Source organism: Streptomyces sp. NPDC048297 (genome assembly GCF_043201585.1).
In the GTDB taxonomy this organism is placed as follows: domain Bacteria; phylum Actinomycetota; class Actinomycetes; order Streptomycetales; family Streptomycetaceae; genus Streptomyces.
On sequence record NZ_JBICZA010000001.1, the window covers coordinates 121114 to 136134 of the forward strand.

Genomic DNA, 15021 nt, shown 5'->3' on the forward strand with positions numbered 1-15021 from the left:
CTTGAGGGTGCCCAGGCGCCGGGGTGGGGGAGGCCTGTGCGCGGGTGCGGGTGAGTGGGGGCTCGTCGCGCAGTTCCCCGCGCCCCTTTGGGGCGCCTCGGTGCGGGCATGCTGCATGGCCTCTGGCCTGGGCCGGGGGTGATGGGAGGGGTACCCCCGTGGCGGAGGGGTAAACGAGGCGTTTCGGTCGTGGGGGACGTACACTGGTCGGTCCACTGCAGGCCGGTTCCCTGTCCGGGAACCGGCCTGGTCGTCCCTCAAGGAGGTGCGCCGGATGACCAGCACGGTCCCCGCGCTCGGAACCCGAACAGCCGAAGGCTCCGCCCTGCAGGCGGTGCTCCTCGACATGGACGGCACCCTGGTGGACACCGAGGGCTTCTGGTGGGAGGTCGAGGCCGAGGTCTTCGCCGCGCTCGGCCACACCCTCGACGAGTCCTGGCGGCACGTCGTGGTCGGCGGCCCCATGACCCGCAGCGCCGGCTTCCTCATCGAGGCCACCGGCGCCGACATCACCCTCCCCGAACTCTCCGTCCTGCTCAACGAGGGCTTCGAGAAGCGCATCGGCAGCGGCCTGCCGCTGATGCCCGGCGCCGCCGAACTGCTCGCCGAACTCCATGAGCACGCCGTCCCCACCGCGCTGGTCTCCGCCTCCCACCGGCGCATCATCGACCGCGTGCTCACCATCCTCGGCCCGCAGTACTTCTCCCTCTCCGTCGCCGGCGACGAGGTCACCCGCACCAAGCCCTACCCGGACCCCTACCTGCTCGCCGCCGCCGGACTCGGCGCGGACCCGGCCCGTTGCGCCGTCGTGGAGGACACCGCCACCGGCGTCGCCGCGGCCGAGGCCGCGGGCTGTGTGGTGGTCGCCGTCCCCTCCGTCGCCCCCATCGCCCCGGCCGAACGGCGCACCGTCGTCACTTCCCTGGAGAAGGTCGACCTGTCATTCCTGCGCGCACTGATGACGGACACGCGCTGACCACCGAGGTGACGCCGACCGCCGAAGTGACGCCGACCGCCGAAGTCACGCCGACCACCGAAGTGACGCCGACCGCCGAAGTGACGCCGACCGCCGAAGTGACGCCGACCGCCGAAGTCACGCCGACCACCGAATTCGCGCCGGACCGCTGAATTCCACTCCCTGCCAGCACAGTTGCAATTGTGACGTTCGCCACTCCGGCCGGTCTCGACAAGGGTCACTCTGTGTGCCGACCGTCCGGCATGCGGGCACACTGGCACACCCTTGTGTCCCGATTGGTGGATCACTGCACGAATCATGCCGCTGTCGGGTTTTCGGTGTGTCCGCACCCGGTTTCACTGCGTGATGGGACCTCAACTCACGCTCCTGCGAACGCTCCTGCGGGCGCGGTCTAATCTCGTCGCGAGAACATCGCAGCTACCCCCCGAGACCCCGCCGCACCACCCTCGCATGCCGGGCGCTCGGGCACGAACGCTCTGGAGAAATTCCCGCATGAACCGCAAGACTCTGGTGCTGCCGGCCGTGGCCGGCCTGCTCACCCCGGTTCTCGCCGCCTGCGGCGGGGCCGACGGCAGCAGCAAGAGCGGCGACGCCATCGTCGTCGGCACCACGGACCGGTTCGCGGCCACGAGTGACGACCCCGCGCCGCTCGACCCCGCCTCCGCCTACGACGTCGGCACCTGGAACATCCTGCGCCAGACCCAGCAGACCCTCATGGCCCAGCCCAAGGGCGACGGCAACCCGGTGCCCGAGGCAGCCGAGAACTGCCGCTTCACCGACAGCGGCAGCGAGCGCTACGCCTGCACCCTGCGGGACGGCCTGACCTTCGCCGACGGCGACAAGGTCACCGCGGCCGACGTCAAGTACTCCATCGAGCGCGTGCTGCGCATCAACGCGGACAGTGGTGTCTCCGGCCTGCTCAACACGATCGACACCGTCGAGACCCAGGGCGAGCGGGACGTCGTCTTCCACCTCAAGACCGCCGACGCCACCTTCCCGTTCAAGCTGTCCACCCCGGTCGCCGGCATCGTCGACCCCAAGGACTACCCCAAGGACAAGCTGCGCGACGGCTTCGGCGTCACCGGCTCCGGCCCCTACACGTTCAAGGCCGACGTCCAGGGCGACGAGATCACCACCGCCACGTTCACCAAGAACCCCTCCTACAAGGGCAGCGTCCCGGTGAACAACGACAAGGTCGTGATGCGCTCCTACGCGTCCGCGGACGCCATGGGCACCGCGATCGACAAGGGCGACATCGACGTCATGACCCGCAACATGTCGCCCACCCAGATCCAGAACCTCGACGCGGGCTCCGACAAGAACGCCGACCTCGTCGACATGCCGGGCATGGAGATCCGCTACCTGGCCTTCAACACGAACGCGCCCGTGGTCAGCGGCAAGGCGGTCCGCCAGGCGATCGCCCAGATCATCGACCGCGGCGAAATCGTCTCCAAGGTCTACGGCAGCCAGGCCGAGCCCCTGTACTCGCTCGTCCCGGCCACCCTCACCGGCCACTCCAACTCGTTCTTCAACAAGTACGGCACGCCCAGCGTCGCCAAGGCCAGGACCCTGCTCGCCAAGGCCGGCATCGACACCCCGGTGAAGCTGACCCTGCACTACACCACCGACCACTACGGCTCGGCCACCAAGCAGGAGTTCGAGATCCTGCGAAAGCAGCTCAACAGCAGCGGCCTGTTCCGCGTCACCATCCAGGGCCACCCCTGGGACACCTTCCGGCCCGCCGAACTCAAGGGCGAGTACGACGTCTACGGCATGGGCTGGTTCCCCGACTTCCCGGACGCCGACAACTTCCTCGCCCCGTTCCTCGACAAGGACAACGTCCTCAAGTCGCCCTACACGAACGCGGCGATCCAGCGCTCCCTGATCCCCCAGTCCCGGCGCGAGGCGGACCGCCTCAACGCCGCCAAGAGCCTGACCGAGATCCAGGACACCGTCGCCGAGGACGTGCCCGTCCTGCCCCTGTGGCAGGGCAAGCAGTACGTCGCCGCCCGCGACGACATCACCGGCGTCTCGTACGCCCTGAACTCCACCTCCATGCTTCAGCTGTGGGAACTCGGCCGTGGTGTGAGCGGCTGACGTCTCTGTTGGGCCCGGGGCCAGGGACGGTGGCCCCGGGGTGACGATTCGACGACAAGGCACATGCAGTGAACATGCGCAACCAGTGGCCGGCCCTGACGATCGCGGCGGGGCTGGCCTCCGGCCTGTTGACCGGCTGCGGATCCGACGACGGCGGCTCCGGCGGTACCGGCTCCTCGGTGGTGGTGGGGATGTCCGACGACGTCCTCGCCACGGACCCGGCCTCCGGCTACGACCCCGGCTCCTGGCTGCTGTTCAACAACGTGTTCCAGTCACTGCTCAGCTTCCCCAGGGGCAGCACACAGCCCGAACCCGAGGCCGCCAAGCAGTGCACCTTCACCGACTCCCAGGCCACCGTCTACCGGTGCGAGCTCAAGCCCGGCCTGAAGTTCAGCAACGGTGACGACCTCACCTCCGAGGACGTCAAGTTCTCCTTCGACCGCATGCTGAAGATCAACGACGCGGCCGGACCGGCGATCATGTTCTCGTCGCTGGACAAGGTCGAGGCCCTCGACCCCAAGACCGTCGTCTTCCGGCTCAAGGTCCCCGACGCCACCTTCCCCAGCAAGATCGCCTCCGGCGCGGGCTCCATCGTCGACCACCGCCAGTACGAGGCCGGCGCACTGCGCACCGACGCCAAGGCCGTCGGCTCGGGCCCCTACGCGCTGGACTCCTTCGACAAGGGCAAGGCCGTCTTCTCGGTCAACCCCCACTACCAGGGCACCGCCAAGGTCAAGAACTCCGGCGTCACCCTCACGTTCTTCCACGGCGACCGCGCCGCCCTCAAGCAGGCCCTCCTCAAGGGCGACGCCGACGTCGCCTACCGGGGCCTGACCGCCACCGACATCGCCGGCCTCGACATGCAGGGCGACAGCAAGGGCGTCGACGTCATCGAGGGCAGTAGCGCCGAGGTCCAGCACCTGGTGTTCAACATGAAGGACCCGGTCGCCGGAAAGCTCGGTGTCCGCAAGGCCATGGCCTACCTGATCGACCGCGACGCCCTGATCCACGACGTCTACCAGGGCACCGCCACCCCGCTCTACTCGATCATCCCGGCCGGTATCGCCGGCCACAACACCGCGTTCTTCGACACCTACGGCGCCCGTCCCTCCAAGGAGAAGGCCACCCAGGCGCTGCACTCCGCCGGCATCACCGGCAAGGTCAAACTGACCCTGTGGTCCACGCCGTCCCGCTACGGCCCCGCCACCGACGCCGAACTCAAGGCCATCGCCGGCCAGCTCAACGCCAGCGGCCTGTTCGACGCCGACGTCAAGTCCGTCACCTTCGGCCAGTACGAGAAGGACATCGCCGCCGGCAAGTACGGCGTCTACGTCAAGGGCTGGGTGCCCGACTACCCGGACGCCGACAACTTCACCGCACCCTTCTTCGGCAAGGGCAACGTCCTCGACAACAACTACACCAACAACAGGATCACCGGCACCCTCATCCCCGACACCGCCGCACAGTCCGACCGCACCACCACCGACAAGGACTTCGGCACGCTCCAGAACATCGTCGCCGACGAACTGCCCGTCCTGCCCGTCTGGCAGGCCAAGCAGTACGCCGTCGTCCGTGACGGCGTCTACGGCATCGAGTACTGCCTGGACGCCTCCACCGTGTTCCGCTTCTGGGAACTCAGCAAGATCTGAGCGGGCCGCCCGCAGAACCAGACAGAGGGCGGTGCTTCCCCAGGGAAGCACCGCCCTCCGCCGTCGACCGCAGCCTCTACGACATCCCGCGAGCCTCTACGACATCCCGCGCCCGACCGCGCGCGTACCGCCCTGCCGCGCGCCTACTGCGCTCCGGGGCGCACCAGACCGCTCTCGTACGCGTACACCGCCGCCTGCACACGGTCCCGCAGCCCCAGCTTGGTCAGCACATGCCCCACATGCGTCTTCACCGTCGTCTCGCTGACGAACAGATCGGCGGCGATCTCGGCGTTGGACAGACCGCGCGCCACCAGCTTCAGCACCTCGACCTCACGGTCGGTGAGCGTGTGCAGCGTGTCGGGCACCGGCTCCTCGCCCGACGGCAGATGAGTGGCGTACTTGTCCAGCAGACGCCGCGTGATGCTGGGCGCCAGCATCGCCTCGCCGCCCGCCACCACCCGGATCGCCTGCACCAGCTCGTTCGCCGGCGCGTCCTTCAGCAGGAAGCCACTGGCACCCGCGCGCAGCGCCTCCACCACGTACTCGTCCAGATCGAACGTGGTCAGCACCAGCACCTTCGCCGGACCGTCCCGCCCCGGCCCGGTGATCTGCCGGGTCGCCTCCACCCCGTCCATCCGGGGCATACGGATGTCCATCAGCACGACGTCCGGCTGGAGGGCACGCACCTGGTCGAGGGCCTGCAGACCGTCACCGGCCTCGCCGACGACCGCGAGGTCCTGTTCGGCCTCCAGGATCATCCGGAAGCCGGTACGCAGCAGCGGCTGGTCGTCGACCAGTAGGACACGGATGGCCACGGTGACACTCCTTAGCTAGTCCGGCCCCATTCTGCCCTGGGCCCCGGCCCCCGACTCGCCCGCCCTCACCGGCAGCGGATACGGCGGGGGAGTGCCACCGAACTCCGGACAGTGCGCCTGGTGATCGCACCAGCCGCACAGCTTCGTCGGCCGAGGCCGCCACTCACCCGTCCGCGTCGCCTCCCGGATCGCCTCCCACAGCGCGAGCAGCTTGCGCTCCACCCGCTCCAGATCGGCGAGCACCGGATCGTACGTCAGCACGTCCCCACTGCCCAGATACACCAGCTGCAGCCGTCGGGGGACCACGTTCTTCAGCCGCCACACCACCAGCGCGTAGAACTTCATCTGGAACAGCGCGCCCTCGGCGTACTCCGGCCGCGGCGCCTTGCCCGTCTTGTAGTCGACGATGCGCACCTCACCGGTCGGCGCCACGTCCACCCGGTCGATGATCCCGCGCAGCCGCAGCCCCGAATCCAGCTCCGCCTCGACGAACAGCTCCCGCTCGGCCGGCTCCAGCCGCGTCGGATCCTCCAGCGAGAACCACCGCTCCACCAGCCGCTCCGCCTCACCGAGCCAGCGGGCCAGCCGCTCGCCCTCCGCGTCGTCCGCGAACAGCTCGGTGATCTCCGGACGGCTCTCCCGCAGCCGGTCCCACTGCCCCGGAATCAACGCCTTGGCCCGCGGCGCCGTCCGCTCCACCGCCGGCGCGTCGAACAACCGCTCCAGCACCGCGTGCACCAGCGTGCCCCGCGTCGCCGCCTCGCTCGGCTTCTCCGGCAGCCGGTCGATCACCCGGAACCGGTACAGCAGCGGACACTGCATGAAATCACTGGCCCGCGACGGAGACAGCGACGACGGCGCGACGACGACACGCTCGGCGCGCTCGGCACCCGGCCCGCCCGAACCCCCGCCGGCGGCACCCGCCGCCCCCTCGCCCGCACCACCCGGCAGGCCCCCCGTGTCTCCGCTGCTGCTGTCCATGTCCACAGACCATACGGCCCACCACTGACAGTCACGCCCCGCGGCCCGCATCCGCCCGGCGTCCCCCGGGAAAACACAAGGGGTGCCGGGGCGGAACGCGTCACCACAGCCGCATACCATCAACCCGAGACCCTTCCGTCCCTCCAGGCGCGGAAGATGCTTCGAACGAGGGGACACCGTGGACGTGAGCGGCGGCAGCGGGCGACCGCGGTCCGGCAACGACGAGCCGACCGACCAGCCCGCGGGCGCACCGACCCCGACGACCGACCCCGCCGCCGACACCGCCCAGGAGCGCGGCACGGCGGGTCCGGCCCCGAAGGACGAAGCGGAGAGCGTCGTCACGAGCCCACAGCCCAAGGCTCAGGGGGACAACGACGCGCCGAGCACGGAGCCGATCACGGCCGTCGGCAGCGACGCGCCGAACCCGGAGCCGACGTCCCCGAAGGCCACCCCGGCCGGGAATCCGCAGCCGGCCCACGACCAGGACCCGGCAGCCGACCCTTCCGAACCTGCGAAGGCCGCACGGCCCGAGAACCCCAGGGACCCCGAGGACCCGGAGAGTCCCGAGAACTCCGAGAACTCCGAGAACCCCGAGAACTCCGTGAGCCCCGAGGGCACGCCCGCGCGTGACGGCCGGGTCGGCAACGAGACGTCCGCAACCGGCCGCGACGACGAGCGGGCCCCCGGCGCCCTCGCCGCAGGCGCCCAGCGCCGCACACCCGCGCACTCCGGCATCGCCAGGCAGGAACCGCCGCAGCCCCGGCCCAAGGAACCCGGCGGGGGCATCCTCATGGGCAGGCCCTTCGGCGTGCCCGTCTACGTCGCACCCAGCTGGTTCCTCGTCGCCGCCCTGATCACCTGGGTCTTCGGCGGCCAGCTCGACCGCGTCCTGCCCGAACTCGGCGCCGCCCGCTACCTGGTCTCCCTGTTCTTCGCCGTCGCCTTCTACGCCTCCGTCCTCGTCCACGAACTCGCCCACACGGTCGCCGCGATCCGCTTCAAGCTCCCCGTCCGCCGCATCCAGCTCCAGTTCTTCGGCGGCGTCTCCGAGATCGAGAAAGAGGCCGAGACCCCCGGACGCGAATTCGTCCTGGCCTTCGTCGGCCCCCTCCTCTCCCTCGTCCTCGCCGGAGTCTTCTACCTGGCCCTCAAACCGGTCACGCCCGACAGCGTCCCCGGCGTCCTGCTGGCCGGACTGATGATCTCCAACCTCATCGTCGCCGTCTTCAACCTGCTGCCCGGCCTGCCCCTCGACGGCGGCCGCATGCTCCGAGCCGTCGTCTGGAAGATCACCGGCAGACCCATGAGCGGCACCGTCGCCGCCGCCTGGGTCGGCCGCGCCCTCGCCCTCTGCGTCCTCGTCGGCCTCCCGCTGCTCAACCAGTCCGACGCCTTCGGCGGCGGCACAGACCTGCGCGGCATGGACACCGTCACCGACGCCCTGCTCGCCGCCATCCTCGCCGCCATCATCTGGACCGGCGCCGGCAACAGCCTGCGCATGGCCCGCCTGCGCGAACACCTCCCCGAACTGCGCGCCCGCACCCTCACCCGGCGCGCCGTACCCGTCGAGACCGACACCCCCCTCTCCGAGGCCCTGCGCCGCGCCAACGCCGCCGGCGCCCGCGCCCTGGTCGTCGTCGACGCCCACGGCAACCCCCTCTCCCTCGTCCGCGAGGCCGCCATCGTCGGCGTACCCGAACACCGCCGCCCCTGGGTCCCCGTCAGCGGCCTCGCCCAGGACCTCACCGACGGCATGCGCGTCTCCGCCGAGCTGGCCGGCGAGGAACTCCTCGACACCCTCCGCGCCACCCCCGCCACCGAATACCTCGTGGTCGAGGAGAGCGGCGAGATCTACGGCGTCCTGTCCGCCGCCGACGTCGAGCGGGCCTTCGTCAAAGCCATGGCCAGACCCTCCTAGAAGGCACCGCACACATGGTCGGCGGCCCCCGCAAACCCCGGTAGGCTGGTCACATGTCCGAACCGACCGGTGCCGCCCGCAGGCGCGGGCCCTTCAAGGTCGGGGACCAGGTTCAGCTGACCGACCCCAAGGGCCGCCACTACACGTTCACGCTCGAAGCCGGGAAGAACTTCCACACCCACAAGGGCTCCTTCCCGCACGACGAACTGATCGGCGCTCCCGAGGGCAGCGTTGTCCGCACCACCGGCAACGTCGCCTACCTCGCGCTGCGCCCCCTGCTCCCCGACTACGTCCTGTCCATGCCCCGCGGGGCAGCCGTCGTCTACCCGAAGGACGCGGGGCAGATCCTCGCCTTCGCCGACATCTTCCCCGGCGCCCGCGTCGTGGAGGCCGGCGTCGGCTCCGGCTCGCTCAGCAGCTTCCTGCTGCGCGCCATCGGCGACCAGGGCATGCTGCACTCCTACGAGCGCCGCGAGGACTTCGCCGAGATCGCCCAGCAGAACGTGGAGCGCTACTTCGGCGGCCCCCACCCCGCCTGGCAGCTCACCGTCGGCGACCTCCAGGACAACCTCTCCGACACCGACGTCGACCGCGTCATCCTCGACATGCTCGCCCCCTGGGAGTGCCTGGAGGCCGTCTCCAAGGCCCTCGTCCCCGGCGGCATCCTGTGCTGCTACGTGGCCACCACCACCCAGCTCGCCCGGACCGTCGAGTCCATCCGGGAGATCGGCTCCTTCAACGAGCCGACCGCCTGGGAGACCATGATCCGCAACTGGCACATCGAGGGCCTCGCCGTCCGCCCCGACCACCGGATGATCGGCCACACCGGCTTCCTGCTCACCGCCCGCCGCCTCGCCGACGGCGTCGAGCCCCCCATGCGCCGCCGCCGCCCCGCCAAGGGCGCCTACGGCGAGGACTACGCCGGCCCCAACGCCGACGGCGGCGCCGGCCGCTGACCGGACTCGCACCAGCACCTGCAACCGCACAACGTCAGGGCGCCGTGCCCGAGTTCCCCGCCCAGATCGGGAACTCGGCCACGGCGCCCACGCGTTGACCCGGCACCGGGTCACGAACGACCTCGCGCGCGAAACCGTTGCCCGTGCGAAGCAAGGACCGACCCCGCTGTTCCCCCGCACTGTGACGTGTGGCACCATGCAGCCACCCCCTCACCGGCACAGCCCTCACAGGAGACACTCCTCGTGCAGCAATCCGCCGTCCCGGAGCTCGCCCACACGTACACCCGGCCCATCCACTGGGTCGGCACCGCCACCGCGGTCGCCGGCGTGATCGCCCTGACCTCGCTGGTACAGCCCGGGTCCGCCACGGCCGCCCAGTCCACCCCCGGAACCCAGGCCAAGGCCGCCCCCACCACCGTCGCCCCGCCCAGCACCACCGGCGTGACCTTCCCGCTCCAGTGCGGCCCGGTGAAGGCGGTGGTCGCCAAGAAAGCCACCGGCGACCTCGACGGGGACGGCAGACCCGAAACCGTCGCCGTGGTGCACTGCGACTCCGCGATGGGCACCCCACCGGACGCCGTCTACGTCCTCACCCGTACCACCGGCGGCACCGCCGCCCGCGTGGTCGCCACACTCGTCGACCCCAAGGACCGGCTCACCGTGACCGACTTCGCCCTGCGCGAACGGGCGGTCACCGCCACCCTGCTCGGCTACTCCACCGACGACGTGCCCAGTTGCTGCCCCGACGTGAAGACCCAGGCCAAGTGGCAGTGGAACGGCAGCGCGTTCCTCCGCTCCACCCCCGCCGAAGCCCACAGCGTGTGACACACCGGGCCCGGCCCGGACTCAGTCCGCGTCGGGCCCGTACACCTCGACCCTGTCCGAAACCCGGCGCACATGGATGCAGTCCCCCGGACACTCCTTCGCGGAGTCCACGACATCCGTGAGCAGCGCGAGCGGCACCGGCGTCGTCGCGCCCACGTCCTGGAGCAGCTCGTCGTCCGCGCCCTTCACATAGGCCAGCCCGTCGATGTCCAGCTCGAACACCTCAGGGGCGTACTGGGCGCAGATCCCGTCGCCGGTACACAGGTCCTGGTCGATCCAGACCTCCAGCGCCTCGCCGCCCGGGGCCTCCTGCTGCACGGTCACCTCTCCTGCCGTCGGTTCGCCGGGCGGCGACCGGGGCACGAAGGCCAGCCGGGTCCGCTCCAGCGGCTGTTGAACACCCCCGACCCTACCTCCGCCCGCTTTCCCGCCGTGTCCGACAGGGTGCCGGGGTTTCCTCCCCCACCCCCTCGGGTAGAGGCGCACGACCGGGGACGACGGCCCCGCACCGCCCGAGCGATCACTTCAGGCCACCCCGGACGTGACATCGACCGCCCTCACCGTCGCTCTGCGTGATGACCGCGCGAGCGCCCCCGCGCATGCCCGCACACCGGCCGACCGGCCCGGAACGGACAACTCCAGCCAGTCACGAAGGGTTTTGACCATCCCGAGCCAGGAACAAGTCGCTTCCGAATCACGTTGAGTGGGTATCCCCTCCGTGCGAGAGGGAGCGCACCGGGTGACCGACGACACACCTTGACAGTCTTTGTGATCTAGGGGTTTCAATCGACACCCACCCAGGTAGGGTCTGGAAGCGTCCAGCTCCCCTTGGAGGAGGTGAGGACCGTGGCAGCCCACGACGACGACATGAACCGCGGCATCCGCCCGGGACGAGGGTCCGACGACCCGTCCGGGCAGATTGCCTACCTTGAGCAGGAGATCGCCGTCCTGCGCCGCAAGCTCGCCGACTCTCCGCGACACACGAGGATTCTCGAAGAGCGGATCGTCGAGCTGCAGACCAACCTGGCCGGCGTCTCCGCCCAGAACGAACGACTGGCCAACACCCTCCGCGAGGCCCGCGACCAGATCGTCGCCCTCAAAGAGGAAGTCGACCGGCTCGCCCAGCCGCCGGCCGGCTTCGGAGTCTTCCTCCAGGCCAACGAGGACGGCACCGCCGACATCTTCACCGGCGGCCGCAAACTCCGCGTCAACGTCAGCCCGAGCGTCGAACTCGAAGACCTCAGGCGCGGCCAGGAAGTCATGCTCAACGAAGCCCTCAACGTGGTCGAAGCCATGGAATACGAGAGCGTCGGCGACATCGTCACCCTCAAGGAGATCCTCGAGGACGGCGAACGCGCCCTCGTGCTCGGGCACACCGACGAGGAACGGGTGGTACGGCTCGCCGAGCCGCTGCTTGACGTCACCATCCGCCCCGGCGACGCCCTCCTCCTCGAACCCCGCTCCGGCTACGTCTACGAAGTCGTGCCCAAGAGCGAGGTCGAAGAACTCGTCCTCGAAGAGGTCCCCGACATCGGCTACGAGCAGATCGGCGGCCTCGGCAACCAGATCGAAGCCATCCGCGACGCGGTCGAGCTGCCCTACCTCTACCCCGACCTGTTCAAGGAGCACGAGCTGCGCCCGCCCAAGGGCGTCCTGCTCTACGGCCCCCCCGGCTGCGGCAAGACACTGATCGCCAAAGCCGTCGCCAACTCCCTCGCCAAGAAGGTCGCCGAAGTCACCGGCCAGGCCGCCGGCAAGAGCTTCTTCCTCAACATCAAGGGCCCGGAGCTCCTCAACAAGTACGTCGGCGAGACCGAGCGGCAGATCCGCCTCGTCTTCCAGCGCGCACGCGAGAAGGCCAGCGAGGGCACCCCCGTCATCGTCTTCTTCGACGAGATGGAATCCCTCTTCCGCACCCGCGGCTCCGGCGTCAGCTCGGACGTGGAGAACACCATCGTCCCCCAGCTCCTCGCCGAGATCGACGGCGTCGAAGGCCTGCAGAACGTGGTCGTCATCGGCGCCTCCAACCGCGAGGACATGATCGACCCCGCCATCCTGCGCCCCGGCCGGCTCGACGTGAAGATCAAGATCGAGCGACCCGACGCCGAGGCCGCCAAGGACATCTTCGGCAAGTACCTCACCGAGCGCCTCCCCCTGCACGCCGACGACCTCGGCGAACACGGCGGCAGCAAGGAAACGACCGTCCAGAGCATGATCCAGGCGGCCGTCGAGCACATGTACGCCGAATCCGAGGAAAACCGCTTCCTGGAAGTCACCTACGCCAACGGCGACAAGGAAGTCCTCTACTTCAAGGACTTCAACTCCGGCGCCATGATCGAGAACATCGTGGGCCGCGCCAAGAAAATGGCCATCAAGGACTTCCTCGACAAGAGCCAGAAGGGCCTCCGCGTCTCCCACCTCCTCCAGGCCTGCGTGGACGAGTTCAAGGAGAACGAAGACCTCCCCAACACCACCAACCCCGACGACTGGGCCCGAATCTCCGGCAAGAAGGGCGAACGGATCGTCTACATCCGCACCCTCATCACCGGAAAGCAGGGCGCGGACACCGGACGCTCCATCGACACAGTGGCCAATACTGGTCAGTACCTGTAAAGACAGGGCGGCTGCGGGTGCCCTCGCCGGGCACCCGCAGCCTCCTGCTTTTCCGGCCACGACCGAAGCAGGCAATGACGCAAATGATCTCCCCACCAGCGCAAAGGCGTTCTAGGCTCTTTCCTACCGCCGAGTCGCGCAGTGCGGGGACGGGCACCGCACACGCACCGGAGCGCCAGCGGTACGTGAGCGGCCCCCTCGACCGAGGGTGCCGCCGGGCAAGGAGGGCCGCATGACCGTACGGCGAGTAATGGGCATCGAGACGGAGTACGGGATCTCCGTCCCCGGCCACCCCAACGCCAATGCCATGCTCACCTCGTCCCAGATCGTCAACGCCTACGCGGCGGCGATGCACCGGGCCCGCCGAGCCCGCTGGGACTTCGAGGAAGAGAACCCGCTGCGAGACGCCCGGGGCTTCGACCTCGCCCGCGAGGCCGCCGACTCCAGCCAGCTCACCGACGAGGACATCGGCCTCGCCAACGTGATCCTCACCAACGGCGCCCGCCTCTACGTCGACCACGCCCACCCCGAATACAGCGCCCCCGAGGTCACCAACCCCCGCGACGCCGTCCTGTGGGACAAAGCCGGCGAACGCATCATGGCCGAGGCCGCCGAACGAGCAGCCCAGCTCCCCGGCGCCCAGCCCATCCACCTCTACAAGAACAACACCGACAACAAGGGCGCCAGCTACGGCACGCACGAGAACTACCTGATGAAGCGGGAAACCGCCTTCTCCGACATCGTGCGCCACCTCACCCCCTTCTTCGTCTCCCGCCAGGTCTTCGCCGGAGCCGGCCGCGTCGGCATCGGCCAGGACGGCCACGAACACGGCTTCCAGCTCAGCCAGCGCGCCGACTACTTCGAGGTCGAGGTCGGTCTTGAGACCACCCTCAAACGCCCCATCATCAACACCCGCGACGAACCCCACGCCGACGCCGAGAAATACCGCCGCCTGCACGTGATCATCGGCGACGCGAACCTCTCCGAGATCTCCACCTACCTCAAACTCGGCACGACCGCCCTGGTCCTCTCCATGATCGAGGACGGCTTCATCGCCGTCGACCTCGCTGTCGACCAGCCCGTGCGCACCCTCCACCAGGTCTCCCACGACCCCTCTCTCAAGCACCTCGTCACCCTCCGCAGCGGCCGCACACTCACCGCCGTCCAACTGCAGATGGAGTACTTCGAGCTCTCCCGCAAGTACGTCGAGGAACGCTTCGGAGCCGACGCCGACGACCAGACCAAGGACGTCCTCTCCCGCTGGGAGGACACCCTCAACCGACTCGAGAACGACCCCATGAGCCTCGCCGGCGAACTCGACTGGGTCGCCAAACGCGAACTCATGGAGGGCTACCGCCGCCGCGACGGCCTCGACTGGGACGCCGCCAGGCTCCACCTCGTCGACCTCCAGTACGCCGACGTACGCGCCGAGAAGGGCCTCTACAACCGCCTGGCCGCCCGGGGACGCATGAAGCGGCTCCTGGACGAGTCCGAGGTCGACAGGGCCCGCACGAAGCCCCCGGAGGACACCCGCGCCTACTTCCGCGGCCGCTGCCTGGAGCAGTACGCCGACGACGTGGCCGCCGCCTCCTGGGACTCGGTCATCTTCGACCTGCCCGGACGCGACTCGCTCCAGCGGGTCCCAACCCTCGAACCACTACGCGGAACGCGAAATCACGTCAAGGAACTGCTGGACCGCTGCCGCACGGCGGAAGACCTGGTCAGGGTCCTGTCAGGCGGCTGAGCGGTACCAGCGGGAACACGTATCACCCCGGGCGGACGGGGTGGAAATCCCACCGCCCGGGAATCATCGAGGTGGCCCCCGTACGTTGTCGAAACTGCGGGGCCGATGTCGGACCCGGCTTGTAGGGTCTGATCATCACCGATCGGCAGGAAAGCCGACCCGTCGATCATGTCGGGCGAACTGAGCGGGGTGAGGGTTATGGCAACCAAGGACACCGGCGGCGGCCAGCAGAAGGCCACACGCTCCACCGAGGAGGTCGAGGAGCAGGCGCAGGACGCGCAGGCCTCCAAGGACCGCCAGGAGCAGTACGACAAGCTGAGCGACGACGTGGACTCCGTCCTGGACGAGATCGACGATGTCCTCGAGGAGAATGCAGAGGACTTCGTTCGAAGTTTCGTTCAGAAGGGCGGCGAGTAGCCTTCGAATCGAAGGTTGCCGGGGGCTCCT

13 protein-coding genes are annotated in these 15021 nt (G+C 69.3%); 10 read left to right on the plus strand and 3 right to left on the minus strand.

Going from position 1 to position 15021, the window contains the following annotated elements:
- The first annotated feature begins 274 nt into the window (after positions 1-274).
- The 4 genes from ACGFYV_RS00510 to ACGFYV_RS00525 all read left to right on the plus strand — a co-directional run bounded on the left by ACGFYV_RS00510 (position 275) and on the right by ACGFYV_RS00525 (position 4722).
- Entirely contained in the window at positions 275-976 is a 702-nt protein-coding gene (locus ACGFYV_RS00510) for an HAD family hydrolase (protein ID WP_393876113.1), read from the plus strand.
- 8 nt (positions 977-984) lie between these two features.
- Positions 985-1128, plus strand: coding sequence for a hypothetical protein (locus tag ACGFYV_RS00515; protein ID WP_393876114.1), 144 nt, complete (start codon positions 985-987; stop codon positions 1126-1128).
- 340 nt (positions 1129-1468) lie between these two features.
- Positions 1469-3073, plus strand: a complete 1605-nt coding sequence (locus ACGFYV_RS00520) for an ABC transporter substrate-binding protein (RefSeq protein WP_393876115.1) — start codon at positions 1469-1471, stop codon at positions 3071-3073.
- Between the two features lie 68 nt (positions 3074-3141).
- Positions 3142-4722 carry an ABC transporter substrate-binding protein gene (locus tag ACGFYV_RS00525; protein ID WP_393876116.1) on the plus strand — a complete coding sequence of 527 codons (1581 nt, stop codon included), beginning with the start codon at positions 3142-3144 and terminating at the stop codon, positions 4720-4722.
- Positions 4723-4865: 143 nt separating this feature from the next.
- On the opposite strand, the gene ACGFYV_RS00530 is transcribed toward ACGFYV_RS00525, so the two are convergent.
- Complete coding sequence (locus ACGFYV_RS00530; RefSeq protein WP_073899715.1) at positions 4866-5537, minus strand: response regulator transcription factor; 672 nt, start codon at positions 5535-5537, stop codon at positions 4866-4868.
- A gap of 15 nt (positions 5538-5552) precedes the next feature.
- A complete protein-coding gene (locus ACGFYV_RS00535; protein ID WP_393876117.1) occupies positions 5553-6518 on the minus strand; it encodes a RecB family exonuclease in 966 nt (321 codons plus the stop codon).
- Between the two features lie 178 nt (positions 6519-6696).
- On the opposite strand from ACGFYV_RS00535, the gene ACGFYV_RS00540 reads away from it, so the two are divergent.
- The 3 genes from ACGFYV_RS00540 (at position 6697) to ACGFYV_RS00550 (ending at position 10217) form a co-directional block, all read left to right on the plus strand.
- The gene (locus ACGFYV_RS00540) at positions 6697-8436 is read left to right on the plus strand and encodes a site-2 protease family protein (protein ID WP_393876118.1); all 1740 of its coding nucleotides are present in this window, start codon (positions 6697-6699) and stop codon (positions 8434-8436) included.
- A 53-nt stretch (positions 8437-8489) separates the two neighbouring features.
- Positions 8490-9392 (plus strand): tRNA (adenine-N1)-methyltransferase, encoded by a 903-nt coding sequence (locus tag ACGFYV_RS00545; RefSeq protein WP_393876119.1) that lies wholly within the window; start codon positions 8490-8492, stop codon positions 9390-9392.
- Between the two features lie 243 nt (positions 9393-9635).
- A complete protein-coding gene (locus ACGFYV_RS00550; protein ID WP_393876120.1) occupies positions 9636-10217 on the plus strand; it encodes a hypothetical protein in 582 nt (193 codons plus the stop codon).
- A gap of 21 nt (positions 10218-10238) precedes the next feature.
- Here ACGFYV_RS00550 and ACGFYV_RS00555 read toward each other — a convergent pair whose 3' ends face one another.
- Positions 10239-10541, minus strand: a complete 303-nt coding sequence (locus ACGFYV_RS00555; protein ID WP_393876121.1) for a ferredoxin — start codon at positions 10539-10541, stop codon at positions 10239-10241.
- A gap of 522 nt (positions 10542-11063) precedes the next feature.
- On the opposite strand from ACGFYV_RS00555, the gene arc reads away from it, so the two are divergent.
- The 3 genes from arc to ACGFYV_RS00570 all read left to right on the plus strand — a co-directional run bounded on the left by arc (position 11064) and on the right by ACGFYV_RS00570 (position 14991).
- Entirely contained in the window at positions 11064-12830 is a 1767-nt protein-coding gene (gene arc, locus ACGFYV_RS00560) for a proteasome ATPase (protein ID WP_393876122.1), read from the plus strand.
- 232 nt (positions 12831-13062) lie between these two features.
- Positions 13063-14574: a depupylase/deamidase Dop gene (dop, locus tag ACGFYV_RS00565; RefSeq protein ID WP_393876123.1), complete on the plus strand. Its 1512-nt coding sequence runs from the start codon at positions 13063-13065 to the stop codon at positions 14572-14574.
- 198 nt (positions 14575-14772) lie between these two features.
- Positions 14773-14991: a ubiquitin-like protein Pup gene (locus ACGFYV_RS00570; RefSeq protein ID WP_393876124.1), complete on the plus strand. Its 219-nt coding sequence runs from the start codon at positions 14773-14775 to the stop codon at positions 14989-14991.
- Positions 14992-15021 lie beyond the last annotated feature (30 nt).

What these genes read in the sequence shown, in the direction of transcription:
- ACGFYV_RS00510 (WP_393876113.1), top strand. Translation starts at nt 275, where the DNA reads ATGACCAGCACGGTCCCCGCGCTCGGAACCCGAACAGCCGAAGGCTCC.
- ACGFYV_RS00520 (WP_393876115.1), top strand. Translation starts at nt 1,469, where the DNA reads ATGAACCGCAAGACTCTGGTGCTGCCGGCCGTGGCCGGCCTGCTCACC.
- ACGFYV_RS00535 (WP_393876117.1), bottom strand. Translation starts at nt 6,518, where the DNA reads ATGGACAGCAGCAGCGGAGACACGGGGGGCCTGCCGGGTGGTGCGGGC.
- ACGFYV_RS00545 (WP_393876119.1), top strand. Translation starts at nt 8,490, where the DNA reads ATGTCCGAACCGACCGGTGCCGCCCGCAGGCGCGGGCCCTTCAAGGTC.
- dop (WP_393876123.1), top strand. Translation starts at nt 13,063, where the DNA reads ATGACCGTACGGCGAGTAATGGGCATCGAGACGGAGTACGGGATCTCC.
- ACGFYV_RS00570 (WP_393876124.1), top strand. Translation starts at nt 14,773, where the DNA reads ATGGCAACCAAGGACACCGGCGGCGGCCAGCAGAAGGCCACACGCTCC.